The following is a 24,200-nucleotide window of genomic DNA, read 5'->3' on the forward strand; positions in this document are numbered from 1 at the left end:
CAAAGAGTGAAAGCGAAATAATGGCGCGGGCGCGGGGCGAAAGTAAAGCGGCAAACGGCGGCTAATCAACGATGAACAGCACCGCCCCCTGCTCGGTGTAGGACTGGTGCGCCTCATGCTCATCGGCCACCTGATAGCTCATGCCGGGCGACAGCACGAAGGTGCGGCCATCCTCCAGACGGCACTCCAGCCGACCGGAGAGGCAGAGCAGGATATGCCCCTTGTTGCACCAGTGGTCTGCCAAATAGTCCGGCGAGTACTCGACCATCCGCACGCGCACCGGCTGCTGTTCGTCGCCAAAGTGGCGGGTGCGCCAGTAGGCGGTGCCCCGCTCGCCGGGGTAAGCCGTGACCTCAACCGTGCTCCAGTCGGTCACGCCAAAGGGAATGGCGGAAAGTTTCATTGCGGCTCCTCAATGCAAAATGATGAAGCCAGCTTAGAAGGTAAGTTGCGAAAACGGAAAGGAAAATGCGAGGTGGGGAGAAATTCAGATTTGACCTTAATCAGGCTGGCTCTCTACCTGCGGCAGGGGCCATGCCCTGCCGCCAGACGGCTATTGTGGATCGATCAAATCCACCAACTTCATCACGACCTCATCCAGTAACACGGGTTCGGCGAGAGTACGGAAAACAGCCCCTCTTGCATGGAGATCTATAGCCCGCAACTGGTGGCACAGTACCACGCCTCGCAACTGGTTAGAGGCGGTATCCTGCGGCTGTACGCTAACGGTCACCCCTGCCGATCGCGCACCCAGCGCTGCCGTAGAGATGGGGCAGCACAGTGCCACGCCCAGCGCCCGATTCAGGGCCTCCTCGGTGATCACCAGATAGTAGTGGCCATCCTCTAACTCCCGCCCTGCCACCGGATTGGGGTTAACATGCCAAATGTCCCCTTTTCGTGGCATCCTGCCTGTTGCCATAGGTCACACTTCCTTACCAACGGGATAATCATCCTGATCACTGATGCTCTGGTTGAGCGTAGCAATCTCTTCGCTATCAATTTGGCCCAGCAACTCCGCCAGGGTCAGGCGGCCGCGTGGAGTACGTTTAGCCGGCTTCAGACTGAGTGAGTCACCGTCGTTCTCCAATGCTATCCGGGTGCCCACCTGCCACCCCATTTGCAATGCCATATCACGCGGGATGGTCACCACCATCGCCCCGCCCTGCTGCCGAATTTTAGTAAAAACCATGCTGCCCTCCTGCTCGTATGTTGCACATTGTAGCACTTCGCCACGGTTTAAAAAAACGGCAAACCGCCCATAAATCGGGCAATCCTTGACCAGGATCGTGGAAAGAGCGGCTGACAATACCCGCCTGCTGGCCGTTATGGACTACGCTTTAACAGGTTAGCCGCAAGAGACTATCCCACTACGGCCAGCTTTTTTATGCCGTGCGGCCTGATTCGCACGCTAATTCGCCGTCACCAAGGAGCGTTTAATGCCTTATCAAACCGTGAACCCTTTCAATAATAAACTCATCAAAACCTACCCCGACCACAGTGACCAGCAGGTGCAGCAGGCGCTGGATCGTGCCCACCGGCTCTATAAGTCCGAGTGGTCGCAGGGGCCGGTGCAGTCGCGCGTGCAGGTGCTGCATAAGCTCTCCGCGCTGATCGCCGCCCGCGTGGACGATCTGGCGAAGATCGCCAGCGAGGAGATGGGCAAGCTGATTGAGCAGAGCCGGGGCGAGGTGAAGCTGTGTGCCGCCATCGCCAGCTACTACGCCGAACATGCGGAAACCTTCCTGCAACCCACCCGCTACCCGACCGATCTGGGCGAGGCGTGGGTGGAGAACAGCCCGATTGGCGTGCTGGTCGCCGTCGAGCCGTGGAACTTCCCCTACTACCAGCTGATGCGCGTGCTGGCGCCCAATCTGGCCGCCGGTAACCCAATTTTGGTGAAACATGCCAGCATCGTGCCGCACTGCGCCGAGGTGTTTGAGCAGCTGGTGCATGAGGCCGGTGCGCCAGAGGGGGCCTACACCAACCTGTTTATCTCCACCGATCAGGTGGGCACGCTGATTGATGATGACCGGGTGCAGGGCGTGGCGCTGACCGGGTCAGAGAAGGCCGGTAGCATCGTCGCCGCCCGCGCCGCCAGCAAGCTGAAGAAATCGACGCTGGAGCTGGGCGGCAATGACATCTTCGCGGTGCTGGATGATTGCGATCTGGAGAAGGCGATCAAGGCCGCGGCACAGGCGCGCCTGAGCAACTGTGGCCAGGTGTGCACCGCCGCCAAGCGCTTTATCGTGCATGAGAAGGTGGCAGACGCCTTCCTGAAGGGCTTTACCGCACAGATGCAGGCGGTGAAACCGGGCGACCCGCTCGACCCGCAGACCACCCTCGGCCCGCTCTCCTCGGCGCAGGCGCTGAAAGATCTCGCCAAGCAGGTGGATGAGGCGGTCAAGGCGGGCGCGACCCTGCACCTCGGCGGCAAAAAAGTGGAGAATACCGACGGCAACTTCTACCAGCCGACCATCCTGACCGGTATCACCCGTGACAACCCGGCCTACTTCCAGGAGTTCTTTGGCCCGGTGGCGCAGGTCTACGTGGTAAAAGATGACGAGGAGCTGGTAACGCTGGCGAATGACTCCCATTACGGCCTCGGCGGCGCGATCTTCACTCAGGACACCGCGCGCGGCAAGGCGCTGGCGTCACGCATTGAGACCGGCATGGTCTACATCAACTCCGCCACTGACACCGCGCCGGAGCTGCCGTTTGGCGGCGTGAAGCGCTCTGGCTATGGCCGCGAGCTGTCTGACCTCGGCATCAAGGAGTTCGTCAACCAGAAACTGGTGGTGATCGCCAAGTGATCCCCCCACCGGCCGCGCCCGCGGCCGGTGCTTTCCCTGCCCTTTTATTGCGCATCCCCACGGTTAGGCTTAGGTTTATTTATCATCCTCATTTTCAGGACAGGGAGAGACGATGGCCCCCACCCCCCGCGATACCCGCGCGCTGCTGGCGCGCCTGCAAGAGATTGTTGGCGGCAACCATGTGCTGACCGATGAACGCAGTACCGAACGCTACCGCCACGGCTACCGCTCCGGCGGCGGCCGGGCGCTGGCGGTGGTCTTCCCGCAGACGCTGCTGCAACAGTGGCGCATCCTGCAAGCCTGCGTGGCCGCTGATACCATTGTCATCATGCAGGCCGCCAACACCGGGCTGACCGAAGGCTCGACGCCGAGCGGTGATGACTATGACCGCGACATCGTGATCGTCAGCACCCGCAAACTCGACAAGCTGCAACTGATCAACAATGCCGAGCAGGTGATCGCCTTCCCCGGCAGCACCCTGCACCACCTGGAGAAGCTGCTGAAACCCTATGGCCGCGAGCCGCACTCGGTGATTGGCTCCTCCTGCATCGGCGCGTCAGTGATTGGCGGCATCTGCAACAACTCCGGCGGCGCGCTGGTGAAACGTGGCCCGGCCTACACCGAGCTGGCGCTCTATGCGCAGGTGGGCACTGACGGCCAGTTGAAGCTGGTGAACCATCTGGGGATTGATCTGGGCGACACGCCGGAGGAGATTTTGACCCGGCTGGAGCGCGGCACCTACAGCCCGCATGAGATTGCCCACAATGGCCGCGTCGCCTCCGACCCGGACTACGCCAGCCGGGTGCGCGACGTGGATGCCGACACCCCGTCGCGCTTCAACGCCGACCGGCGGCGGCTGTTTGAGGCCAGCGGCTGCGCTGGCAAGCTGGCGGTGTTCGCGGTGCGGCTCGACACCTTCCCCGCCGAGCCAAACCAGCAGGTGTTCTACATCGGCACCAATGACACCGCGGTGTTGACGGCGATCCGCCGCCACATCCTCGGCCACTTCCGCGCCCTGCCGGTGGCTGGCGAGTACATGCACCGCGACTGCTTCAACATCGCCGAAATCTATGGCAAGGATACCTTCCTGATGATTGACCGGCTCGGCACCGACCGGATGCCCGACCTGTTTCTGGCGAAGGGCAAGGTGGACGCGCGGCTGAACAAGGCGCCGCTGGTGCCGCGCCACCTCACCGACCGGGTGATGCAGTCCGTCAGCCGCCTGATGCCCGGCCACCTGCCGCCGCGCCTGACCGAGTACCGTGACCGCTACGAGCACCATCTGCTGTTGCGGATGTCCGGCGAGGGGGTGGCGGAGGCGCAGCACTTCCTGGAGGGCTTCTTCCGCGATGCCGAGGGGGATTTCTTCGCCTGCACCGAGGAGGAGGGGCGCAAAGCCTTCCTGCACCGCTTTGTCGCTGCCGGGGCGGCGGTGCGCTACCACGCGATGCATGAGGAGGAGGTGGAGGAGATCTTACCGCTGGACATCGCCCTGCGGCGCAATGAGGCCGAGTGGTTTGAGACGCTGCCGCCTGAGATCGACAGCCAACTGGTGGCGAAACTCTACTACGGCCACTTTATGTGCCACGTCTTCCATCAGGATTACATCGTGAAGAAGGGTGTGGACGCCCATGCGCTGAAGGCGCAGATGCTGGAGATGTTAGACCGCAAGGGGGCGGAGTACCCGGCCGAGCACAACGTCGGCCACCTCTACGCCGCCAAGCCAGCGCTGAAGGGGTTCTACCGGCAGATTGACCCGACCAACAGCTTCAACCCCGGCATCGGCAAGACGCCAAAGGCGCGCAACTGGCGCGAGTAGCGGCTACCAGAGGTTCAACCCCGCCAGGCCGGCGGAGATCAGCACGCCGGCCACCTGCCCGCCCACCAGCCAGCGAAAGCCCCGGCGTGGCGCGGGTGGCAGGGTCAGCATCGCCAGATGCAGCAGCAGCGTGGTGAAGTTGGTGACCGCCAAAATCACCAGCGCCACGTAGCCATTGAGGTTAAACACCTCATCGCGCGGCGCGAACCAGAAGGCATCCGCCGCCAGCAGAATGCCAATCAGGGCCACCATCCATGACACCAGGGTAAACAGAGCCTTGAGTTGCATACGTTCACGGGCGTCCGGCCCGCGCCTCTCTTGTCGTGTGGGCCGACACTGTAACAAATGCCGCACGCGGCTGCGTGCTAAAGCGTGCGCCCTCACCCGGTTTACCCGCAGAAAAAGCAAAAAAAGCCCGCTGCGCCTGAGGTTAGCCCAGACGCTGGCGGGCGATGATGGCAGATGGGCGTGTGTCAGCTAAGCCGCGCGACCCCTAGAAAATGTGTGCGCCGTAGCCCCACATGATGACGGTCAGCGCCAGCACGAACTCCAGCACCAGCACGCCGATGCCGAGGGTCGAGCCAGAGATCAGCACCCCCTCATCCTTGTTCACGCCGAGGAACGCTGGCATCCCGAGGTAGAGCAGGTAGCCGCTGTAGACCAGCGCCAGAATGCCGACAAACAGGCAGAGCCAGACCACCGGGTAGAGCGCCACCACCCCGCTGAGGAACATCGGCGTGGCGACATAGCCAGCGAACACGATGCACTCATTGAGCGACGGGCGGCTGGGGAAGCGGCGCGACAGCATGTGGATCACCCGCCCCATCAGCGCCACCGCACCCAGCATCAGCAGGTAGAACGCCAGCGCGATGGCCAGCGCGGTGGAGGGCAGGATGCGCAGGTAGTCGCCGTCGCCAAAACTCCAGCCGACGCGGGTGGTGCCGATGAAAGAGCAAACCACCGGGATCGCCGCCATCAGCAGCACATGGTGCAGATAGAGATGGCCGATGCTCTCATGCTCGCGCTTGATCTGTTGCAGTTCGGGGCCGGGATGGGCAAACAGCCCCCAGACATGGTTAATCATAGATACCTCCTGACGCCCGTCTGGGGCGGCACCAGACGGGCCGGCTTGAGCAGGCGCAAGGGCGCGCCGCCGCCGGACGACCTTTTTTAGTATAGAGGTGTTTACTATTTGTACTGAGAAAGGCGTGGGAAAATCGTGAGGAGGGCCGCGCGGCGGGTACCGCGCGGCAAACGCGTCAGCCCATCAGCGCGATGGCCTTGTCGAGTACCTTGTCACCGCGCATGGTGCCGTAATCCATCATGTCAATCACATCCACCGGCTTGTTGAGCGGCGCGGCCGCCTCCTGCAAGCGCTTGAGCTGGAACTTCACCTGCGGCCCCAGCAGGATGACATCCGCATCCTTGACGATGAGTTCAAAGTCAGACACCGGCACCGCCTCAATGTCCACCTCCAGTTGGCGCTTCTCCGCCTCCTGGCGCATCCGCTGCACCAACATACTGGTCGACATGCCGGCAGCACAACACAGTACGATTCTTTTCATCTGTCACCCCTTAGTGTCCTTTCTGTTTGTGAAATTCAACCATAACCCAGCGGGAGCCGAATACAAGGCGCAGCGCGCCCGGCAAGGGGGGAAATGTCCAGCCTGCGATAAACGTCATGCTTTTCAGCCGGCTATCCGCCCCATTTTGCACGCTTTCCGGCAACTGTGGCGAAAGTGACTATACTGATAACAACCGCTTACGTTGGAGGTGGTAGGGACGCGCCGCAGGCCCGGCGCACCCGGTTTGGGATGGCAACGTCACGGCGTTGTAGTGATATAAAAACAAAGGAGCACGGTATGAAAATCATTTTGTGGATTATCGCCATTATCTTTATTGTCGGCCTGCTGACCATCACCGGCGTGTTCAAGATGCTGTTCTGATGTCTGGCCTGCCCGGCCGTGCGCCGGGCAGGCTCCCCCGCCCTACTCGATCGCCTGCGCCACCGTCGGGTGATCCAACTGCTGATCCTTCTCCCTGCGGTAATTTTTCGCCACCTGTGGCACCGGCGCGGCGCGCCCGGTCTCCATCCAGCTGCGCAGCCGGTTGGCGTCGGCGAAGTGGGTATATTTGCCGAACGCATCCAACACCACCAGCGTCACCGGGCGGCGGTTGATGATGGTACGCATCGCCAGACAGTGCCCAGCCTGATTGGTGAAGCCGGTCTTGGTCAGCTGGATATCCCACTTGCCGGTCGCCAGCAGGTGGTTGGTGTTGCGGAACGGCAGGCTGTAGCGCGGGTGGGTGAACTCCGCCTGCGCCTGCTCGGTGGTGCTGAGCTGGCTGATCAGCGGGTAGAGGCGCGTCGCCTGCAACAGCTTGGTCAGGTCGCGGGCGGTGGAGACGTTCTGCACCGACAGCCCGGTCGGCTCGACGTAGTGGGTGTGGGTCATGCCGAGCGCGCGCGCCTTGGCGTTCATCGCGCGGATAAAGGCGTCATAGCCGCCGGGGTAGTGGTGCGCCAGCGTCGCGGCGGCGCGGTTCTCCGAGGACATCAGCGCCAGATGCAGCATCTGCTGGCGGCTGGCCTCGCTGCCCACCTTCACGCGTGAGAAGACGCCGCGCAGCTCTGGCGTGTTGTGGATGTCAACGGCAATCACCTCATCCAGCGGCTGGTTGGCATCCAGCGTCACCATCGCGGTCATCAGCTTGGTGATCGAGGCGATCGGCACCACCTCATCCGGGTTGCGGGAGTAGATCACCTGATGGGTCTGCATATCCACCACCATCGCGCTGCCGGAGGCGATCTCCAGCGGCGTCACTTTACCCTCAATTGCCGCATTGCTGCTGGCGGAAACGGCCGGTGCCATGCCCAGACCAAGGTTCAGTGCCAGCAGGCTTAAAGCCAGAACAGGAATTTTCACGTCTCGTACTCTGTAACTTATTGGGATTATGGATGATTAACGGCCAGAACACTGCTGCCGGATTATAAGTGACGGACAGAGGGTTGGCACTGGGAGAGTGCGGGTCCATTTGTGACAAAGTGCAAGCGCCGGCTGCGCCCCTTTTCCGCTACTATGAAAGAGAGTGGGCTGAATAATGGAAAAAGTATGCAACAGGCGCAAAAAGCGGTAACAGGGACACTTCTGGCCATCGGGCTACTGGCCGCACAGGCCAGCGCGGCAGAGCGTTGCCCAATGAAAAACCAGCAGATCAATGAGAGCAACGCGCTGATCCTGCTTGGCGGCACCGGGCGCGGCGAGATCCGCGACTTCAGCGCGGGCACCATCGGCAAGGATGTCAATTTGCAGTCCCACTACAGCGGCAGCTTTGACCGCTGTGGTCAGCTGGAGGAGGCGGCCTTCAAGTACCAGAAGACCGAGCGCAATGTCCGGCTGGAGATGGCTAACCATACGCTGCGCAGTGGCGAGGGGTGGGTCACCCAGTATGACATCGCCGTCTCGATGTTCCGCGACAATCAGGTGAGGCTGCTGACCCGCAAGCGCGGCACCCTGCACTTCACCACCGGCAAGCATGGCAACATCACCGCCGCCACCGACACCTTCCTGATCAATGAAGAGCGCGGCTTCACCAACAGCACCTACCGCTATGATGACCAGTGGCGGCTGGTGGAGAGCACGGCGCGCGGCACCGACGCGCTGAACAACGAGCAGCTGCGCTATCGCTACTCGCCGCAGGGGTGGCTGCTGGCGAGCGACTCCGACAAGGGCGGCATCAGCTACCGCTATGATGACAAGGGCGTGGAGCAAAGTTCAACGCGCCACAACCGCTCCGCCGTCAGCGAGAGCAGCAGTCTGGAGAGCTGCCAGTCCTGGGATGAGCATGGCAACTGCACCCTGAGCGAGACGCTGGAGACGGAGATGTTCGCCACCATGCGCCTGACGCGCAACATCAGCACCGCCTACCAGTATCACTACTGGGACGACGCGCCTACTGCCGATCAATGACCTGGGCGATGGCCGCTGAGTGGGTCAGGGTGCGGATCTCGCTGAACAGGCCGGTGGCCTCCTCATACTCCTTGCGCAGGTAGCCGAGCCACTGCTTGATGCGCGCCACATGGTACATGCCGGTGTCGCCCTGCTTCTCCAACCTCACATACTTCTGCAACAGCCGCACCACCTCCGGCCACGGCATCCGTGGCTCGTTATACTTCACCACCCGGCTGAGGTTCGGCACGTTGAGCGCGCCGCGCCCGAGCATCACCGCGTCACAGCCGGTCACCGCCAGACACTGCTGCGCGCTCTGGTAGTCCCAGATCTCACCGTTGGCGATCACCGGGATGGTGAGGCGCTGGCGGATCTCGGCAATCGCTGGCCAGTTGATGCGATCGGCCTTGTAGCCATCCTCTTTGGTGCGGCCATGCACCGTCAGCTCGCTGGCACCGGCCTGCTGCACGGCGTCGGCGATCTCCAGGCTGCGGCTGCCGGAGTCCCAGCCGAGGCGCACCTTGACCGTCACCGGCAGGTGCGATGGCACTGCCTCGCGCATCGCCTTCGCGCCACGGTAGATAAGCTCCGGGTCTTTGAGCAGGGTCGCGCCGCCGCCGCTGCCGTTCACCAGCTTGGAGGGGCAGCCGCAGTTGAGATCCACGCCATAGGAGCCCAGCTCCGCCGCGCGCGCGGCGTTCTCCCCTAGCCACTCCGGGTACTGGCCGAGCAGCTGTACCCGCACCCGCGTGCCGGAGGGGGTGCGGCTCCCCTGCTCCAGCTCCGGGCAGAGGCGCAGGAAGGATTTGACCGGCAGCAGCTGATCCACCACCCGCAAAAATTCGGTGATGCAGAGATCGTAGTCATTGACCTCACTGAGCAGTTGCCGCACCAGTGAGTCGAGGACGCCCTCCATCGGGGCGAGAAGTACACGCATTGCCGGTTACCTTAAAAAAATGAGGCGCCATGATACGGGCGATGCCCCGCCCAAGGCAATGCCCGGCGGGCCGCCGTCAGGGCGAAAAAAAAGCTGCCCGGAGGCAGCTTTTTTCAGCGGGGGATAATCAGTCCGCCTTGGTGGCCGGACGGGAGCGGCGTGGCTGGCTCCCCGGACGGCGCTGGCCGTCGCTGTGGCCCTGACGCTGGCGCGGTGGCTGGCCGCTGCGGCTCTCGCCACCACGGCTTTCGCCGCGCCCTTCACCGCTGCGGTTGCCACGGCTCGGGGCATTGCCGCCGGTGCGCTGGCCGCCGCCATTGCCATTGCCGCCACGGCCGCCCTGACCGCGACCGCCGCCCTGACGGCCATTGATGATCGGCTCCGCCTTGATGGTCGGGTCTGGGTCATAGCCCGGCAGCGCGATGCGCGGGATCTCTTTCTTCAGCAGGCGCTCGATGTCACGCAGCAGCTTGTGCTCATCGACGCAGACCAGCGAGATCGCCTCACCGGTCGCTTCGGCACGGCCAGTACGGCCGATGCGGTGCACGTAATCTTCCGGCACGTTTGGCAGCTCGTAGTTCACCACGTGCGGCAGCTGGTCGATGTCCAGACCACGCGCGGCGATGTCGGTCGCCACCAGCACACGGATGCGGCCATCCTTGAAGTCAGCCAGTGCACGGGTACGCGCGCCCTGGCTCTTGTTGCCGTGGATCGCGGCGGCGGTGATGCCATCTTTGTTGAGCTGCTCGGCCAGGTGGTTGGCGCCATGCTTGGTACGGGTGAAGACCAGCACCTGTTGCCAGTTGCCCTCGCCAATCATCTGCGACAGCAGTTCCCGCTTGCGCTTCTTGTCCACGAAGTGGACGCTCTGCGCCACCTGCTCGGAGGCGGTGTTGCGGCGCGCCACTTCCACCGAGGCCGGGTTGTGCAGCAGCTTGTTCGCCAGCGCCTTGATGTCGTCGGAGAAGGTCGCGGAGAACAGCAGGTTCTGGCGCTTCGGCGGCAGCTTGGCCAGCACGCGGCGGATGTCATGGATGAAGCCCATGTCGAGCATACGGTCAGCTTCGTCCAACACCAGAATCTCTACGTGGGAGAGATCCACGGCGTTCTGGTGTTCCAGATCCAGCAGGCGGCCCGGGGTGGCGATCAGCACATCGACGCCGCCACGCAGCTTCATCATCTGCGGGTTGATGCTCACGCCGCCAAACACCACCAGCGAACGCAGGCGCAGGTGTTTGCTGTAAGCCTGCACGTTTTCGCCAATCTGCGCCGCCAGCTCACGGGTCGGGGTCAGGATCAGCGCGCGCACCGGGCGACGGCCCTTGCTCTGGTGCGGGGTGCTGCTCAGCAGGTGCAGCAGTGGCAGGGTGAAGCCTGCGGTTTTGCCGGTGCCGGTCTGGGCACTGGCCATCAGGTCACGGCCTTCCAGCACAACAGGAATGGCCTGGCGCTGGATCGGGGTCGGCTCACGATAGCCCTGTTCCTCTACCGCACGCAGAATATCGGTATGTAAACCGAGAGAATCAAATGACATAAAGAGTAAAGCTCCAGATCTCCCGTTACCAACCAGGTTGGTGCAGTTTCCGGGGAGATATTCAGACGAGGCAAGATGAGGCATTACCACGAGGATTCGGCACAAACTGCAAGTGCGCCAGTTGCGCAAAGTGTAGCAGATAACCCCCGGGATTCGTGAAATATTATGCACCCGCTCACAATGTGGGAAAAAATCCGCCCCAGCCCGAGCGCCCCTGCGCAGGTTGGCACGCCAGCGCGCATAAAAAAACCGGGCGCGATGCCCGGTTTTTCGTCCTGCCCTGTGTTTAGCGGCGGTTGCCGAAGATGCGCAGCAGCATCAGGAACAGGTTGATGAAGTCGAGGTAGAGCGTCAGCGCGCCGACGATCGAGTACTTGCGGAAGCTGTCACGGTCAGCCGGATTGAGCTGCTCGCCGATGTTTTTCAGCTTCTGGGTGTCATAGGCGGTCAGACCCACGAACACCACCACCCCGATGTAGGTCACGGCCCACATCAGCGCGCTGCTCTTCAGCCAGATATTGACCACCGAGGCCAGCACGATGCCGATCAGCGCCATAAACAGCATACTGCCCATGCCACTCAGGTCACGCTTGGTGGTGTAGCCGTAGAGGCTCATCGCGCCAAACATCCCGCCGGTCACCACAAAGGTGCTGGCGATGGAGGAGTAGGTGTAGAGCACGAAGATGCTGGAGAGCGTCAGCCCGGTCAGCACCGAGTAGAGCATAAACAGCGTGGTGGCGACCGCGCCGCTCATGCGGTTCACCAGCCCGGAGAGCACAAACACCACCGCCAGTTGGGCGATGATCAGGCCAAAGAAGGTCATCTGGCTGGAGAAGATCGCCTGCATGATCGCCGGCGTGTTGGCGGCGTACCAGGAGACGAAGGCGGTCAGCAGCAGGCCGCAGGTCATCCAGCCGTAGACCTGCGCCATGTAGGTCTGGAGGCCGGTGCTGGCACCCTGGATGATGGTATTGTTGGAACGCGGATATCTGTCCATGTGAAACCTTTTTGCGTAAGTGACAGAAAAGTCAGGCTGCAACCACAGCCCCCCAAAAAGTATAGTCTACCACAGGCGGGCCGCTGCCTCAGGCCTCCGGCTTCCCGGCCCAGCGGTCGGCGGCTTGATGGTCGCTGTCACGCGCCGCCACCCAGCGCTCGCCCTCTGGCGTCGCCTCGCGCTTCCAGAACGGGGCGCGGGTCTTCAGGTAGTCCATGATGAACTCCGCCGCCTCAAAGGCCATGCCACGGTGGGCGGCGCTGACGCCGACGAACACAATCTCGTCGCCGGGGTACATCGCGCCGATGCGGTGGATCACCGTGACGCGCTGCAACGCCCAGCGGCCGCGCGCCTCCGCCACGATCTCCGCCAGCGCCTTCTCGGTCATGCCGGGGTAGTGCTCCAGCGTCAAGGTGCTGACGTCCGCGCCCAGATTGTGGTTGCGCACCTTGCCGGTGAAGGTGACCACTGCGCCGTCGTCGTCGCACGCCGCCAGCCAAGGGTACTCATCCCCGACGCTAAAACGCGCCTCGCCGACGCGGATACGGGTCTGCTCACGCTCTGCCATCTCAGCCCCCGGTGACCGGTGGGAAGAAGGCGACCTCGTCGCCCGCCTGCAACGGGTGGGCCATCGCCACCAGCGACTGGTTAACCGCCGCCAGCAAGTTGCCCTCCCCCAGCGCCAGCGCCCAGCGATCACCGCGCGCGCAGAGCGCCTGCCGCAGCGACTCCACGTCCGGGTAGGTGGCTGGCAGGCTGAGGCTGGCGGTGCCAACCAGTTCGCGCACCTGGGCGAAAAACAGGATCTCAATCATGGGGCCGCCTCAAAATCACCGGACTTGCCGCCGCTCTTCGCCAGCAGGCGCACCGGGCCAATCACCATATCTTTCTGCACTGCCTTGCACATGTCATAGATGGTCAGCGCGGCCACCGAGGCGGCAGTCAGCGCCTCCATCTCGACGCCGGTCTTGCCGCTCAGGCGGCAGCGCGACTCAATGCGCACGCGGTTGTGCGCTGGCTGCGCCTCCAGCTGCACCTCGACCTTGGTCAGCAGCAGCGGGTGGCAGAGCGGGATCAGATCCCAGGTCTTTTTGGCGGCCTGAATGCCCGCGATGCGCGCGGTGGCGAACACGTCGCCCTTGTGGTGGCTACCGTCGATGATCATCGCCAGCGTGGCGGGCAGCATCTCGACGAACGCCTCGGCGCGCGCCTCGCGCACCGTCTCGGCCTTGGCGGAGACATCCACCATGTGGGCCTCGCCAGCGGCATTAATGTGGGTCAGTTGGGACATGGTTACTCGTTCTCATCCGTTCCGTCGTCCTGCGGCAGGGCCTTCAGGTGCGGAATAAAGTTACAGGGGCGTTGGCGCGCGTCGAGTTGCTCGGCAATGATGCGCTCCCAGGCGGTGCGGCAGGCGCGGGTCGAGCCGGGCATGGCGAAGATCGCCGTCTGGTTGGCGAGGCCGCCGATGGCGCGCGACTGGATGGTCGAGGTGCCGATCTCCTCGTAGGAGGCCATGCGGAACAGCTCGCCGAAGCCCTCGATCTCGCGGTCAAACAGCGGACGCAGCGCCTCTGGCGTGGTGTTGTGCGCCGAGAAACCGGTGCCGCCGTTGATTAAAATCACCTGCACATCCGGGTCGGCAATCCACGCCGATACCACGGCGCGGATCTGGTAGAGGTTATCCTTCACGATGCGGCTCACCACCACGCGGTGGCCAGCCTCATGCGCCGCCTCGCGCAGGTAGTCGCCCGAGGTGTCGTCAGCCTCGGTGCGGGAGTCGGACACGGTCAGCACCGCAAGCTGGGCGGGAATAAAGACGCTGCCGGCTTTGCTCATAGAAGCTCCTTGACGAAACGGCGGATCAGCCGCCGATAAATGAGAGGTTTTGCGTGATGCCGGTGTTGCCCTGATGCAGGAAGTGGGTCTGCTTTTTGCGTTGCAGCCCGCCCTGAATGCGATCGAGCAGCGCCTCGCGATCGCGGTCATCGGCCAGCAGGTCGCGCAGCGGCACCCCCTGTTCACCGAACAGGCAGAGGTGCAGGTTGCCGATCGCCGAGACGCGCAGGCGGTTGCAGCTGGCGCAGAAGTCCTTCTCGTAGGGCATGATCAGGCCAATCTCACCGCAATAGTCCGGGTGGCGGAACACCTGCGCCGGGCCATCGCTGCGGCCGCGCAGTTGCAGTTGCCAGCCAGCGGCCAGCAGTTGGTCACGGATCACCTCACCGGAGAGATGGTGCTTGCGGAACAGGTCGCCGCCGTCGCCGGTCTCCATCAGCTCAATAAAGCGTAGCTGAATCGGGCGATCTTTTATCCAGTTGAGGAATGCCGGCAGTTGGTTGTGGTTGACGCCGCGCATCAGCACCGCGTTGACCTTCACCTTCTCATAGCCCGCCTCGAAGGCGGCATCGATGCCGGCCATCACCTGGCGGAACTTGTCCTGCCCGGTGATGGCATGGAACTGGCGGGCGTCGAGGCTATCGACGCTGACGTTGATCGCCGTCAGCCCGGCATCGCGCCAGGCAGCGACGTCACGCGCCATGCGGTAGCCGTTGGTGGTCACCGCCAGCGTGCGGATGCCGGGGTTCTCACGCACCGCGGCGATGATCTCGCAGAAGTCGCGGCGCAGGCTCGGCTCGCCGCCGGTCAGGCGCACCTTTTCGGTGCCGAGGTCGGCGAAGGCGCGGGTGACGCGGCGGATCTCATCCAGCGACAGAAAGCTCTTCTTGGCATGGCCGCTCGGTTTGTAGCCATCCGGCAGGCAGTAAGTACAGCGGAAATTACATACGTCGGTAATCGACAGGCGCAAGTAGTAGAACTTGCGCGCAAAAGCATCGGTAAGTTGGGGCACCTGTAACACCTTTCCAAATACGGGAGATGCAGGCATTTCTGCCTCGCACCCTGGTGGCGTTCGCCACGGCCAGGGCGCCATATCATTTATGTCAGTAAGAAAAATGACTTAGGCGCAAAGGCTAGGAGTGTGGTCACCAACCGGCCGCGTGTGGCGGGGGGTCAGGACGCATTGAGTGGGAAATTTTAGCGCTAAATTGCGCGCAGCGCCAATCCGCTTTTTCGCTATATACATTGATATATAACGGAATTTGCCGCGCAACCGCTTGCTTCGCAACCACCGGTAACAGCCGGGATAAAATTCAGGTAAAATCGCCGCCGTCGCGTCAGGGTTGCCTGCCGCCAGGCCCCCGTACCGATCTCAAGAAGGATCCCTATGCGCAACAGAACATTAGCTGACCTCGACCGGGTCGTCGCCCTTGGCGGCGGCCACGGACTGGGCCGAGTGATGTCCGCCCTCTCCCCGCTCGGCTCGCGCCTGACCGGCATTGTCACCACCACCGACAACGGCGGCTCCACCGGGCGCATTCGCCGCTCGGAGGGCGGCATCGCCTGGGGCGACATGCGCAACTGCCTCAACCAGCTAATCACCGAGCCGAGCGTCGCCTCGGCGATGTTTGAGTACCGCTTCAGCGGCAATGGCGAACTGGCTGGCCACAACCTTGGCAACCTGATGCTGAAAGCGCTGGACAATCTGAGCGTGCGGCCGCTGGAGGCGATCAATCTGGTGCGCAGCCTGCTGAAGGTGGACGCCCAACTGATCCCGATGTCAGAGCAGCCGGTGGATCTGGTGGCGCTCGACCACGAGGGCAACCACGTCTATGGCGAGGTGGACGTTGATCAGTTGCAGCACATGCCGCAGCAACTGATGCTGTCGCCGCCGGTGCACGCCACCGCCGAGGCGCTGGAGGCGATTGCCCACGCTGACATCATCCTGATTGGGCCGGGCAGTTTCCTCACCAGCCTGATGCCGCTGCTGTTGCTGGAGGAGCTGGCGACCGCCCTGCGCCGCAGCAGCGCGCCGATCCTCTACATCGGCAATCTGGGGCGCGAACTGAGCGTCGCCGCCGCCTCGCTGTCGCTGGCGGACAAGCTGAGCCTGATGGAGAAACGCATCGGCCGCCGGGCGATTCAGGCGGTGATTGCCGGGCCACAGGTGAATACAGACGGGCTTGACGGGCGGCTGGTTATCCAGCAGCCGTTGGAGGCCAGCGACATCCCCTACCGCCACGATCGCGAGTTGCTGCGCCGGGCGCTGGAGCGGGCATTGCAGTTGATGAAGTGAAAAAAAACCGCCGAACCGGCGGTTTTTTTATGGCTGCTTCCAGGGATTGTTGTGCTGGGTGTCGAGGTAAAGCTCCTCCACCTTCTGGCGCGCCCACGGGGTGCGGCGCAGGAATTTCAGGCTCGACTTGATGCTCGGATCGCTCTTGAAGCAGTTGATGTTGATGCGCTGGGCCAGACCCGGCCAGCCGTAGTGATCGACCAGTTCGGTCAGCAGCCGCTCCAGCGTAATGCCGTGCAGCGGATCGTTGGAAGATGTGGGGGAGTGTGTCATGGCCGCGTGCCTCAAAAAATCGGGGCGCACACCTTAACAGGTTTATGCGCCCCGGCAAACGCCGGCCTCAGGAGGCGGCGATGAACTGCTCGCGCAGTTGCTGGATCTCGTCGCGCACGTTGGCCGCCTCCTCGAACTCCAGGTTCTGGGCGTGGACGTACATTTTGGCCTCCAGCTCGCGGATCTTGTTCTCCAGCGCCTTTGGCGACAGCGCGTTGTAGGTGGCCTTCGCCTCGGCGGCACGCTTGCTCTGCTTGGTGCGCGAGGTCGGCTGGCCGATCTGCAGGATGTCGGCGATGCGCTTGTTGAGGCCCTGCGGCGTGATGCCATGCTCCTCGTTGTAAGCCATCTGCTTGGCGCGGCGGCGCTCCGTCTCCTCAATGGCGCGCGCCATCGAGTTAGTGATCTTGTCGCCGTAGAGAATCGCCTTGCCGTTCAGGTTACGCGCCGCGCGGCCGATGGTCTGGATCAGCGAACGCTCGGAGCGCAGGAAGCCCTCTTTGTCGGCGTCGAGGATCGCCACCAGCGACACCTCTGGCATGTCCAACCCCTCACGCAGCAAGTTGATGCCCACCAGCACGTCAAACTCGCCCAGACGCAGGTCGCGGATGATCTCGACACGCTCCACGGTGTCAATGTCAGAGTGCAGGTAGCGCACCCGCTCGCCATGCTCCTCCAGGTACTCGGTCAAATCCTCCGCCATGCGCTTGGTCAGTGTGGTGACCAGCACACGCTCATTGATCGCCACGCGTTTGCGGATCTCAGAGAGCAGGTCATCTACCTGGGTGGCCACCGGGCGCACCTCAATCAGCGGGTCGAGCAGGCCGGTCGGCCGCACCACCTGGTCAATCACCTCGCCGCCTGACTTCTCCAGCTCGTAGTTGCCGGGGGTCGCCGAGACGTAGATGGTCTGCGGTGCCAGCGCCTCAAACTCCTCAAAGCGCATCGGGCGGTTGTCGAGCGCCGACGGCAGGCGGAAGCCATACTCCACCAGCGTCTCTTTGCGCGCGCGGTCGCCGCGGTACATGCCGCCAAGCTGCGGAATGGTAACGTGCGACTCATCGATCACCAGCAGGCCGTCGGCCGGCAGGTAGTCAAACAGCGTCGGCGGGGCCTCGCCCGGCCCGCGGCCGGAGAGGTAGCGCGAGTAGTTCTCAATGCCGGAGCAGTAACCCAGCTCGTTCATCATCTCCAGGTCAAACTGGGTGCGCTGGGTCAGGCGCTGCTCTTCGAGCAGCTTGTTGTTCGCCAGCAGCCCCTTGCGGCGGTCAGCCAGCTCCTCCTTGATGCCCTCCATCGCCTCCAGGATGCGCTCACGCGGCGTCACGTAGTGGGTCTTGGGGTAGATGGTGAAGCGCTGTACATCCTGCTCCAGGTGGCCGGTGAGCGGGTCGAACAGCGACAGGCGCTCCACCTCCTCGTCGAACAGCTCCACACGCAGCGCCAGGTCATCGGACTCCGCCGGGAAGATGTCAATCACCTCGCCGCGCACGCGGAAGGTGCCGCGCTGGAACGCCTGATCGTTGCGGGCATATTGCAGCTCCGCCAGCCGACGCAGGATGGCGCGCTGGTCGATCAACATGCCGCGCGTCAGGTGCAGCATCATCTTCAGGTAGGTATTGGGATCGCCGAGGCCGTAGATGGCGGAGACCGAGGCCACCACGATCACGTCGCGCCGCTCCAGCAGCGCCTTGGTGGCCGACAGGCGCATCTGCTCGATATGCTCGTTGACCGCCGCGTCCTTCTCGATGAATGTGTCGGAGCTGGGCACGTAGGCTTCCGGCTGGTAGTAGTCGTAGTAGGAGACGAAGTACTCCACGGCATTCTCCGGGAAGAACTCCTTCATCTCGCCATAGAGCTGCGCCGCCAGCGTCTTGTTGGGTGCCAGCACCATAGTGGGGCGATTGAGGTCGGCGATGACGTTGGCGACGGTAAAGGTCTTGCCGGAACCGGTCACCCCGAGCAGTGTCTGGTGCGCCAGTCCGTTCTCCAGCCCCTCTTCCAGGCGGCGGATCGCCTCGGGCTGATCCCCGGACGGCTTGAAATCGGAACGAAGTTTGAACGTTTTACTCATTGAATAGGCTACCTGTTGGAGAGTCGTGCAACGCTGCGTAAGGGGAAGATGCCCCACGACGCGAAAAGGCGCCCGCACGGCTAGTAAGTATGGAGGCCGGCGCGATTTTTTCCACCCCTATTCTACTGGATATAATCCCAGGTTCAAAGGCGCTTTTTTGCCCGGTTGGCAGCCCTGCCCCAAGATGGGCGGGGCGATGCGCAGCGGTGTGACAAAAAAATGATGGTTTTGTCACATACCAGATTTTATCCCCAGAACGCAGCGAAAATTAACCTGGTGTTAAAATTTAGCATTTTATTCACGCCGTTTTCATCGCGCAGTCAGCGGTGACTTGTTTTTTAATAACCTGCTGAAAGAGAAAGCCTTTTACAAAAAGGGGAGATTGACGGCAATCTGGCCCCAAGCCGCGCCCCGCCTTGCTTGCAGAGAGTTTTCTCAATCTAATGCACAAGGTTATCCACAGGAATGGTGGATAACTCACACAGGCCCGCAGACGGCGGGAGTTGGCAAAAAACGGTGTTTGGCATATCAATGAGGAATAAATGGCTTTTTTTAGTTAATTTTATTCCACTTTTACTGGCTATATATGCTGATAAAGACTAACGCGCCCTCTTGCCAGCGGCAGGAACCCTACTTTGCGCCGGGGTATTGGTGCAAGTTGCAGCAACCCGAATTCCGCGCTGCACCAGCACCATTCGGCAAGGCACCGGCAGGGTGCAGGCCCCCTCCCCCGCATGGGCCAAAAGATTAGGATTGCTTATTTATAGAGCAACCTTTTCAGCCCGACATTCATTAACAACCGCTTAACTTCACGTTTCTCCCCGCGCTGCGTGAAACTGGCCTGAAGATTGCTTTCTCTCTGTCAGGGGAGGTTTTTCCTGTTTCAGGGCACCGGGGCGATACACTGCCTTCCTGTCGCCGTCTCCCTGCTTTAGCCGGGCATTTGCTGGCTTTGGCCCATTTATCACTGCCGACGCGGCGTTTCGCTGTGGTTTGTCCGGGGGGATGGGCGGCGACAGACCATGTTCACTCAGCACCCTGCACTCTGCGCCCGCTATGCAGCATGAACGGCACGCTGATGACGGATAACCGGTTCTGCACATTGACGGCCAGCCTGGGAAGGTATGCCGGCGCACCACGCGCAGCGAGCGCCACCTGACACGGTGGGCTTGCACTGACCATGAAGGCGTATCTGGGGGAGAGTGTGAGATGTTAAGCGTGAAAGCAGTCAACCAATATTATGGGCAGACCCACACGCTGTGGGATGTCAACCTGGAGTTGCCGCGCGGCGAGTGCGCCTGCCTGCTGGGGCGCGCAGGCGTCGGCAAGACCACGCTGGTGAATTGCATCATGGGCCATCTGCCGGTGAAGAGCGGCACGGTCATCTGGCAGCGCGGCGATGAGCCGCCGCAGAACCTGCTGCAACAGCCGGTGGAGACGCGCGCCGCCCTCGGCATCAGCTATGTGCCGCAGGGGCGGCCCATCTTCTCCCAGCTCAGCGTGGAGGAGAACCTGCACGTGGCACTGATGGCCGCGCGCCACGGCCGACGCGCCATTCCCGACGTGGTGTTTGACCTCTTCCCGGCGCTGCATGACATGGGCAGCCGGCGCGCCGGGGAGTTGACCGGGCCACAGCAGCAGCAACTGGCGATGGCGCGCGCGCTGGTGCCGGAGCCGGAGTTGCTGATCCTCGATGAGCCGACGGAGGGCGGGCAGCCGGAACTGATGGCGGAGATGGGCAACATCATCCACCGCCTCAACCGCGACCTCGGCCTGACGGTGCTGTTGGTGGAGCACCGCCTGCCGTTCATCCGCCGCGTCGCTGACCGCTTCTTCCTGCTCGACCGTGGCCGCAACGTAGCGGAGGGGACGCTCGACCAGCTCGACGACCAGCTGATCAGCCACTACCTGATGTAGCCGCTTAGGTCAGCGCGCTGAGATCCAAGTAGTGCCCCAGCGGCGCGTCAAGGTTCTCCAGATGGGGAATTTCGCCCAGCAGCGGCGCGGGCAGCAGCTCGCGCAGCGTCGCCATATACTCGGCGTGGCGGCGGCCCGCTGGCTGCACGCCATTGGCGACCCAGCCCACCAGCGGCAACCCGGCCTGTTGCACCGCCAGCGCCGTCAGCAGCGCGTGGTTGATGCAGCCCAGCTTTACCCCCACCACCAGAATCACCGGCAGCTGCTCCTGCACCACCCAGTCAGCGAAGCTGAAGCCCTCGCCCAGCGGCGTGAACCAGCCACCCGCCCCCTCCACCAGCACCCAATCGGCGCGCGCCTCCAGCTGGCGCAGCCCGGCGGAGAGCGTGGCTGCCTCAATCGGCCGCCCCTCTTCGCGGCTGACGATGTGCGGCGAGGTCGGCTCGAGGAAGGTGCAGGGGTTGACCTCCTCATAGCCCAGCGCCAGCGTGCTGTGGCGTTGCAGCGCCAGCGCGTCGCTGTTGCGCGCGCCCTCCGGCGTCATCTCACTGCCGGAAGCCACCGGCTTGTAGCCAGCGGTCTGGTAGCCCGCCAGCGCCGCCGCCTGCAACAGGGCGCTGCTCGCCACCGTCTTGCCCACCTCGGTGTCAGTGCCAGTGACAAAATAGCGTTTAATCACGGTAAATCACTCCATAAACCAATTGGTAACTCAGCGGGCACAGCCCGTCGCGGCGCGGGAAGCTGGCCTCCAGTTGCGCCAGTTGCTGGCGGCCGGTCAGCCCGGCGTTGCGCCCCTCATGCAGGTGGGTGGCACCGATGCCCTTCAGCGAGCGCATCAGGGCGCGCACGTCTTCAAAGCGCGCCACCTCGGTGCTGAAACCCAGCTCATGCCGGTAGGGGCGGCAGGCGTCGGCGATCTGCTCCACCGGCAGGAAGCGGTTGGTGTGCGTGCCGCCATCAATCTGCCGCCACGCCTGAGCCAGTTCACTGAGCGAACCGGCGGCCAGCGTGGAGAAGAGGATCACGCCGCCGGGGCGGGTGACGCGGTACAACTCCGCCAGCGCCGCTGGCAGGGCGTCGCACCACTGCACCGCCAGGCTGCTGAAGGCAACGTCCACCACCGCATCCGGCAGGGGCAGCGCCTCAATGTCGCCGGTGAGGTAGCGGTCGGCGGAGTCCAGCGCCTGTGCCTGCTGCACCATGCCGGGCGCCAGATCGAGCGCCCACACCTCATGGCCAGCGGCACGCCAGCAGCGGCTGAAGTGGCCGGTGCCGCAACCGGCGTCCAGCACCCTGGCCTGCGGGGGGATGGCGGCGAGCGCCATCAGCCGCTCGCCAACCCGGCGTTGCAGGTCGGCGGCGGCATCATAACTGTGGGCGGCACGGCTGAAGGCCGCCGCCACCGCGGGTTTGTTGACGCCCGTTGGGCGGTCAGCGACAGGCAGCATGGAGCGCCTCCAAAAGTTGGTCGATATCTTCCGGCTGGTGCGCAGCGGTCAGCGTCACACGCAGCCGGGCACTGCCGGGCGGCACCGTCGGCGGGCGGATGGCGCTGACCCACAGCCCCTGCGCCCGCAGGCGGGCGGCCAGATCGAGCGCCGCCTGATTGTCGCCGACGATCAGCGGCTGGATCGGGGTCTGGGACGCCGCCAGTTGCAGTGGCAGCCCGGCCACCCCGGCGCGGAAGCGCTGGATATGCTGGTGCAGCCGCGCACGCAGGCCATCGCCCTGCTGGAGGGCGGTGAGCGCCGCGTCCAGCGCGCACACCTGGGCGGCGGGCATCGCGGTGCTGTAGATCAGGTGGCGCGCCCGTTGCAGCAGGAATTCGGCGGTCGCCTCCTCGCACAGCACTGCCGCGCCGCTGACGCCAAACGCCTTGCCGAAGGTCAGCACCAGCAGATCCGGCCGCACGCCGTGCAGGCGGGCGCTGCCGCTCCCCTGCTCCCCCACCACGCCGACGCCGTGGGCATCATCCACCAGCAGCCAGCCGCCCTGTTGGCGCGTCTCTGCCGCCAGTGCCGCCAGCGGGGCGGCGTCACCGTCCATGCTGAACACCCCCTCGGTGACCACCAGCGTCTCGCCGTGGTGCGGCGTCGCCAGCAGGCGCGCCAGCGCGGCCGGGTCATTGTGGGCGAAGCGGCGCAGGGTGGCGGGCGCGTGCATCGCCGCCTCCAGCAGCGAGGCGTGGCTCAGCCGGTCTGCCAGTACCCGGTCGCCCTCCTGCAACAGCGCCGCCAGCACCGCCTGATTGGCGGCGAAACCAGAGATAAACAGCAGCGCGCGCGGGTAGCCCTGCCATGCGGCCAGCCGCTGCTCGAAGCGCTGGTGCGTCTCGCTGTAGCCGGTGACGTGACCGGAGCCGCCCGCGCCGACGCCATGTTGCGCCGCGCCCTGTTGCCAGGCGGCGATCACCGACGCATCGCGGCTCAGCCCCAGATAGTCATTGCCGGAGAAGTTGAGGTAGCGCCGCCCCGCCTGCTCCAGCCAGCGGCCATTGCCGCCCTGATTCGGCAGACGGCGGCGGTAGGCGGCCGCGGCGTGCTGGGCGGCCAGCGCCGTGGTGATGCGTTCCGTCCAGCTCATGGCGCGTTACAGGGCCGCATTGTAGAACTGCGCGGTATCCGCGTTGACCAGCTGCGCCGCCAGCGCCTGCTGCTGCTGGTTGTCGCCGTGCTCCACCTCGGTGGCCTGCGGGTTCAGCCCCAGCTTGCGGAACAGGATCAGATCCTTGTCCTCCGCCGGGTTCGGCGTGGTCAGCAGCTTGCAGCCGTAGAAGATGGAGTTCGCGCCCGCCATAAAGCACATCGCCTGCGTCTGCTCGCTCATCTGCTCACGGCCCGCCGAGAGGCGCACGTGGGAAGCAGGCATCATGATGCGCGCCACTGCGATGGTGCGGATGAAGTCGAACGGATCGACGTCTTCGTTATCGGCCAGCGGCGTGCCCTTCACCTTCACCAGCATGTTGATCGGCACGCTCTCCGGCGGGGTCGGCAGGTTGGCGAGCTGCATCAGCAGGCCAGCGCGGTCGCGCACCGTCTCGCCCAGCCCAACGATGCCGCCGGAACAGACCTTGATGCCCGCGCCGCGCACCTCATCCAGCGTGTCGAGGCGCTCCTGGTAGCTGCGGGTGGTGATGATGCTGCCGTAGAACTCGGGCGAGGTGTCGAGGTTGTGGTTGTAGTAGTCCAGCCCGGCGTGCGCCAGCCGTTGCGCCTGCTCGCTGTTCAGCGTGCCCAGCGTCATGCAGGTCTCCATGCCCATCTCCCGGACGCCCTGCACCATCTGCTCCAGATAGGGCATGTCGCGGTCATGCGGGTTCTTCCACGCCGCGCCCATGCAGAAGCGGGTCGATCCGGCGGCCTTCGCCTTGCGCGCCGACTCCAGTACCTGCTCCACCTGCATCAGGCGCTCTGCCTCCAGCCCGGTTTTGTAGCGCGAGCTTTGCGGGCAGTATTTGCAATCCTCCGGGCAGGCGCCGGTCTTGATAGAAAGCAGCGTACTGACCTGCACCTGGCGCGGGTCGAAGTGCTGGCGATGCACCTGTTGCGCCTCGAACAGCAGCTCCAGGAAGGGTTTGTCAAACAGGGCCTGGGTTTGCTCAAGCGTCCAGTGAATACGTTGTGCCACGGCGGCATCTCCTTATCAGTGTTGTGGGCACAGTGTAAATAACACCGCCGACCTGTCAACCAAAACAGATCTATTAAGTTTACGGTAAACTTTGTGTAGACTGTGTGGTTTACCATTCTCCGCCGGG

The 24,200-nt window shown here is 63.5% G+C and carries 27 protein-coding genes and 1 riboswitch; of the genes, 6 read left to right on the plus strand and 21 right to left on the minus strand.

Annotation, left to right across the window (positions count from 1 at the left end; all coding sequences use genetic code 11):
- Positions 1–61: 61 nt before the first annotated feature.
- The 3 genes from C1N62_RS11625 to C1N62_RS11635 all read right to left on the minus strand — a co-directional run bounded on the left by C1N62_RS11625 (position 62) and on the right by C1N62_RS11635 (position 1,189).
- Positions 62–403: a DHCW motif cupin fold protein gene (locus C1N62_RS11625; RefSeq protein WP_137763783.1), complete on the minus strand. Its 342-nt coding sequence runs from the start codon at positions 401–403 to the stop codon at positions 62–64.
- 150 nt (positions 404–553) lie between these two features.
- Positions 554–904, minus strand: coding sequence for a type II toxin-antitoxin system PemK/MazF family toxin (locus tag C1N62_RS11630; RefSeq protein ID WP_240775695.1), 351 nt, complete (start codon positions 902–904; stop codon positions 554–556).
- Between the two features lie 18 nt (positions 905–922).
- Positions 923–1,189, minus strand: coding sequence for an AbrB/MazE/SpoVT family DNA-binding domain-containing protein (locus C1N62_RS11635; protein WP_137763785.1), 267 nt, complete (start codon positions 1,187–1,189; stop codon positions 923–925).
- A gap of 247 nt (positions 1,190–1,436) precedes the next feature.
- Between C1N62_RS11635 and C1N62_RS11640 the strand changes: the two genes are divergently transcribed.
- Both C1N62_RS11640 and dld read left to right on the plus strand, forming a co-directional pair.
- Entirely contained in the window at positions 1,437–2,810 is a 1,374-nt protein-coding gene (locus C1N62_RS11640; RefSeq protein ID WP_137763786.1) for an NAD-dependent succinate-semialdehyde dehydrogenase, read from the plus strand.
- A gap of 112 nt (positions 2,811–2,922) precedes the next feature.
- Positions 2,923–4,629, plus strand: coding sequence for a D-lactate dehydrogenase (gene dld / locus C1N62_RS11645; protein WP_137763787.1), 1,707 nt, complete (start codon positions 2,923–2,925; stop codon positions 4,627–4,629).
- Positions 4,630–4,632: 3 nt separating this feature from the next.
- On the opposite strand, the gene C1N62_RS11650 is transcribed toward dld, so the two are convergent.
- From C1N62_RS11650 to C1N62_RS11660, 3 genes are all read right to left on the minus strand, one after another.
- The gene (locus C1N62_RS11650) at positions 4,633–4,917 is read right to left on the minus strand and encodes a hypothetical protein (RefSeq protein ID WP_137763788.1); all 285 of its coding nucleotides are present in this window, start codon (positions 4,915–4,917) and stop codon (positions 4,633–4,635) included.
- A gap of 205 nt (positions 4,918–5,122) precedes the next feature.
- Entirely contained in the window at positions 5,123–5,710 is a 588-nt protein-coding gene (locus C1N62_RS11655) for a Yip1 family protein (protein ID WP_168195893.1), read from the minus strand.
- 178 nt (positions 5,711–5,888) lie between these two features.
- On the minus strand, positions 5,889–6,194 hold the full coding sequence (locus C1N62_RS11660; protein ID WP_137763790.1) for a PTS sugar transporter subunit IIB: 306 nt from the start codon (positions 6,192–6,194) through the stop codon (positions 5,889–5,891).
- A 165-nt stretch (positions 6,195–6,359) separates the two neighbouring features.
- Between C1N62_RS11660 and C1N62_RS11665 the strand changes: the two genes are divergently transcribed.
- Positions 6,360–6,575, plus strand: a complete 216-nt coding sequence (locus C1N62_RS11665; protein WP_137763791.1) for a hypothetical protein — start codon at positions 6,360–6,362, stop codon at positions 6,573–6,575.
- 42 nt (positions 6,576–6,617) lie between these two features.
- Here C1N62_RS11665 and pbpG read toward each other — a convergent pair whose 3' ends face one another.
- A complete protein-coding gene (gene pbpG, locus C1N62_RS11670) occupies positions 6,618–7,502 on the minus strand; it encodes a D-alanyl-D-alanine endopeptidase (RefSeq protein ID WP_240775779.1) in 885 nt (294 codons plus the stop codon).
- Positions 7,503–7,742: 240 nt separating this feature from the next.
- On the opposite strand from pbpG, the gene C1N62_RS11675 reads away from it, so the two are divergent.
- Positions 7,743–8,600, plus strand: coding sequence for a hypothetical protein (locus tag C1N62_RS11675; RefSeq protein WP_137763793.1), 858 nt, complete (start codon positions 7,743–7,745; stop codon positions 8,598–8,600).
- Here the strand turns inward: C1N62_RS11675 and dusC are convergent.
- From dusC to moaA, 8 genes are all read right to left on the minus strand, one after another.
- On the minus strand, positions 8,584–9,516 hold the full coding sequence (gene dusC / locus C1N62_RS11680; protein WP_137763794.1) for a tRNA dihydrouridine(16) synthase DusC: 933 nt from the start codon (positions 9,514–9,516) through the stop codon (positions 8,584–8,586). The genes C1N62_RS11675 and dusC overlap by 17 nt on opposite strands.
- A gap of 127 nt (positions 9,517–9,643) precedes the next feature.
- Entirely contained in the window at positions 9,644–11,050 is a 1,407-nt protein-coding gene (gene rhlE, locus C1N62_RS11685; protein WP_137763795.1) for an ATP-dependent RNA helicase RhlE, read from the minus strand.
- 286 nt (positions 11,051–11,336) lie between these two features.
- The gene (locus tag C1N62_RS11690) at positions 11,337–12,047 is read right to left on the minus strand and encodes a Bax inhibitor-1/YccA family protein (protein ID WP_137763796.1); all 711 of its coding nucleotides are present in this window, start codon (positions 12,045–12,047) and stop codon (positions 11,337–11,339) included.
- Positions 12,048–12,135: 88 nt separating this feature from the next.
- Positions 12,136–12,615 carry a molybdopterin synthase catalytic subunit MoaE gene (gene moaE / locus C1N62_RS11695; RefSeq protein ID WP_137763797.1) on the minus strand — a complete coding sequence of 160 codons (480 nt, stop codon included), beginning with the start codon at positions 12,613–12,615 and terminating at the stop codon, positions 12,136–12,138.
- Position 12,616: 1 nt separating this feature from the next.
- A complete protein-coding gene (gene moaD, locus C1N62_RS11700; protein ID WP_137763798.1) occupies positions 12,617–12,862 on the minus strand; it encodes a molybdopterin synthase sulfur carrier subunit in 246 nt (81 codons plus the stop codon).
- Positions 12,859–13,338 (minus strand): cyclic pyranopterin monophosphate synthase MoaC, encoded by a 480-nt coding sequence (gene moaC, locus C1N62_RS11705; RefSeq protein WP_137763799.1) that lies wholly within the window; start codon positions 13,336–13,338, stop codon positions 12,859–12,861. The genes moaD and moaC overlap by 4 nt, the downstream gene beginning before the upstream one ends.
- A gap of 2 nt (positions 13,339–13,340) precedes the next feature.
- Positions 13,341–13,886: a molybdenum cofactor biosynthesis protein B gene (moaB, locus tag C1N62_RS11710; protein ID WP_137763800.1), complete on the minus strand. Its 546-nt coding sequence runs from the start codon at positions 13,884–13,886 to the stop codon at positions 13,341–13,343.
- Positions 13,887–13,911: 25 nt separating this feature from the next.
- The gene (moaA, locus tag C1N62_RS11715) at positions 13,912–14,898 is read right to left on the minus strand and encodes a GTP 3',8-cyclase MoaA (RefSeq protein ID WP_137763801.1); all 987 of its coding nucleotides are present in this window, start codon (positions 14,896–14,898) and stop codon (positions 13,912–13,914) included.
- Positions 14,889–15,038, minus strand: a riboswitch (molybdenum cofactor riboswitch). It overlaps the preceding gene by 10 nt.
- Before the next feature lie 235 nt (positions 15,039–15,273).
- Between moaA and yvcK the strand changes: the two genes are divergently transcribed.
- Positions 15,274–16,182 carry a uridine diphosphate-N-acetylglucosamine-binding protein YvcK gene (gene yvcK, locus C1N62_RS11720; protein WP_137763802.1) on the plus strand — a complete coding sequence of 303 codons (909 nt, stop codon included), beginning with the start codon at positions 15,274–15,276 and terminating at the stop codon, positions 16,180–16,182.
- Between the two features lie 27 nt (positions 16,183–16,209).
- On the opposite strand, the gene C1N62_RS11725 is transcribed toward yvcK, so the two are convergent.
- Both C1N62_RS11725 and uvrB read right to left on the minus strand, forming a co-directional pair.
- A complete protein-coding gene (locus C1N62_RS11725; RefSeq protein WP_137763803.1) occupies positions 16,210–16,455 on the minus strand; it encodes a VF530 family DNA-binding protein in 246 nt (81 codons plus the stop codon).
- Positions 16,456–16,522: 67 nt separating this feature from the next.
- Positions 16,523–18,529, minus strand: coding sequence for an excinuclease ABC subunit UvrB (uvrB, locus tag C1N62_RS11730; RefSeq protein WP_137763804.1), 2,007 nt, complete (start codon positions 18,527–18,529; stop codon positions 16,523–16,525).
- 1,209 nt (positions 18,530–19,738) lie between these two features.
- On the opposite strand from uvrB, the gene C1N62_RS11735 reads away from it, so the two are divergent.
- Complete coding sequence (locus tag C1N62_RS11735; RefSeq protein WP_137763805.1) at positions 19,739–20,446, plus strand: ATP-binding cassette domain-containing protein; 708 nt, start codon at positions 19,739–19,741, stop codon at positions 20,444–20,446.
- Between the two features lie 4 nt (positions 20,447–20,450).
- On the opposite strand, the gene bioD is transcribed toward C1N62_RS11735, so the two are convergent.
- From bioD to bioB, 4 genes are read right to left on the minus strand one after another with little or no spacing between them, the layout of a single operon-like run.
- Positions 20,451–21,125, minus strand: coding sequence for a dethiobiotin synthase (gene bioD, locus C1N62_RS11740; protein ID WP_137763806.1), 675 nt, complete (start codon positions 21,123–21,125; stop codon positions 20,451–20,453).
- Entirely contained in the window at positions 21,118–21,894 is a 777-nt protein-coding gene (gene bioC, locus C1N62_RS11745; RefSeq protein ID WP_137763807.1) for a malonyl-ACP O-methyltransferase BioC, read from the minus strand. Before bioC ends, bioD begins: the two co-directional genes overlap by 8 nt.
- Positions 21,878–23,029 carry an 8-amino-7-oxononanoate synthase gene (gene bioF, locus C1N62_RS11750; protein ID WP_137763808.1) on the minus strand — a complete coding sequence of 384 codons (1,152 nt, stop codon included), beginning with the start codon at positions 23,027–23,029 and terminating at the stop codon, positions 21,878–21,880. The genes bioC and bioF overlap by 17 nt, the downstream gene beginning before the upstream one ends.
- Before the next feature lie 6 nt (positions 23,030–23,035).
- Positions 23,036–24,073: a biotin synthase BioB gene (gene bioB, locus C1N62_RS11755; RefSeq protein ID WP_137763809.1), complete on the minus strand. Its 1,038-nt coding sequence runs from the start codon at positions 24,071–24,073 to the stop codon at positions 23,036–23,038.
- Positions 24,074–24,200: the final 127 nt, after the last annotated feature.

It is taken from the genome of Nissabacter sp. SGAir0207, from assembly GCF_005491205.1.
Taxonomy (GTDB): Bacteria; Pseudomonadota; Gammaproteobacteria; order Enterobacterales; family Enterobacteriaceae; genus Chimaeribacter.

Coding starts and splice junctions, on each gene's coding strand:
- C1N62_RS11625 (WP_137763783.1), bottom strand. CDS start 403: ATGAAACTTTCCGCCATTCCCTTTGGCGTGACCGACTGGAGCACGGTT.
- moaE (WP_137763797.1), bottom strand. CDS start 12,615: ATGGCAGAGCGTGAGCAGACCCGTATCCGCGTCGGCGAGGCGCGTTTT.
- C1N62_RS11640 (WP_137763786.1), top strand. CDS start 1,437: ATGCCTTATCAAACCGTGAACCCTTTCAATAATAAACTCATCAAAACC.
- C1N62_RS11735 (WP_137763805.1), top strand. CDS start 19,739: ATGTTAAGCGTGAAAGCAGTCAACCAATATTATGGGCAGACCCACACG.
- C1N62_RS11635 (WP_137763785.1), bottom strand. CDS start 1,189: ATGGTTTTTACTAAAATTCGGCAGCAGGGCGGGGCGATGGTGGTGACC.
- C1N62_RS11650 (WP_137763788.1), bottom strand. CDS start 4,917: ATGCAACTCAAGGCTCTGTTTACCCTGGTGTCATGGATGGTGGCCCTG.
- moaC (WP_137763799.1), bottom strand. CDS start 13,338: ATGTCCCAACTGACCCACATTAATGCCGCTGGCGAGGCCCACATGGTG.
- yvcK (WP_137763802.1), top strand. CDS start 15,274: ATGCGCAACAGAACATTAGCTGACCTCGACCGGGTCGTCGCCCTTGGC.
- moaB (WP_137763800.1), bottom strand. CDS start 13,886: ATGAGCAAAGCCGGCAGCGTCTTTATTCCCGCCCAGCTTGCGGTGCTG.
- C1N62_RS11690 (WP_137763796.1), bottom strand. CDS start 12,047: ATGGACAGATATCCGCGTTCCAACAATACCATCATCCAGGGTGCCAGC.
- dld (WP_137763787.1), top strand. CDS start 2,923: ATGGCCCCCACCCCCCGCGATACCCGCGCGCTGCTGGCGCGCCTGCAA.
- moaD (WP_137763798.1), bottom strand. CDS start 12,862: ATGATTGAGATCCTGTTTTTCGCCCAGGTGCGCGAACTGGTTGGCACC.
- bioC (WP_137763807.1), bottom strand. CDS start 21,894: ATGCTGCCTGTCGCTGACCGCCCAACGGGCGTCAACAAACCCGCGGTG.
- bioF (WP_137763808.1), bottom strand. CDS start 23,029: ATGAGCTGGACGGAACGCATCACCACGGCGCTGGCCGCCCAGCACGCC.
- dusC (WP_137763794.1), bottom strand. CDS start 9,516: ATGCGTGTACTTCTCGCCCCGATGGAGGGCGTCCTCGACTCACTGGTG.
- C1N62_RS11725 (WP_137763803.1), bottom strand. CDS start 16,455: ATGACACACTCCCCCACATCTTCCAACGATCCGCTGCACGGCATTACG.
- C1N62_RS11630 (WP_240775695.1), bottom strand. CDS start 904: ATGCCACGAAAAGGGGACATTTGGCATGTTAACCCCAATCCGGTGGCA.
- pbpG (WP_240775779.1), bottom strand. CDS start 7,502: ATGGCACCGGCCGTTTCCGCCAGCAGCAATGCGGCAATTGAGGGTAAA.
- uvrB (WP_137763804.1), bottom strand. CDS start 18,529: ATGAGTAAAACGTTCAAACTTCGTTCCGATTTCAAGCCGTCCGGGGAT.
- C1N62_RS11675 (WP_137763793.1), top strand. CDS start 7,743: ATGCAACAGGCGCAAAAAGCGGTAACAGGGACACTTCTGGCCATCGGG.
- rhlE (WP_137763795.1), bottom strand. CDS start 11,050: ATGTCATTTGATTCTCTCGGTTTACATACCGATATTCTGCGTGCGGTA.
- C1N62_RS11660 (WP_137763790.1), bottom strand. CDS start 6,194: ATGAAAAGAATCGTACTGTGTTGTGCTGCCGGCATGTCGACCAGTATG.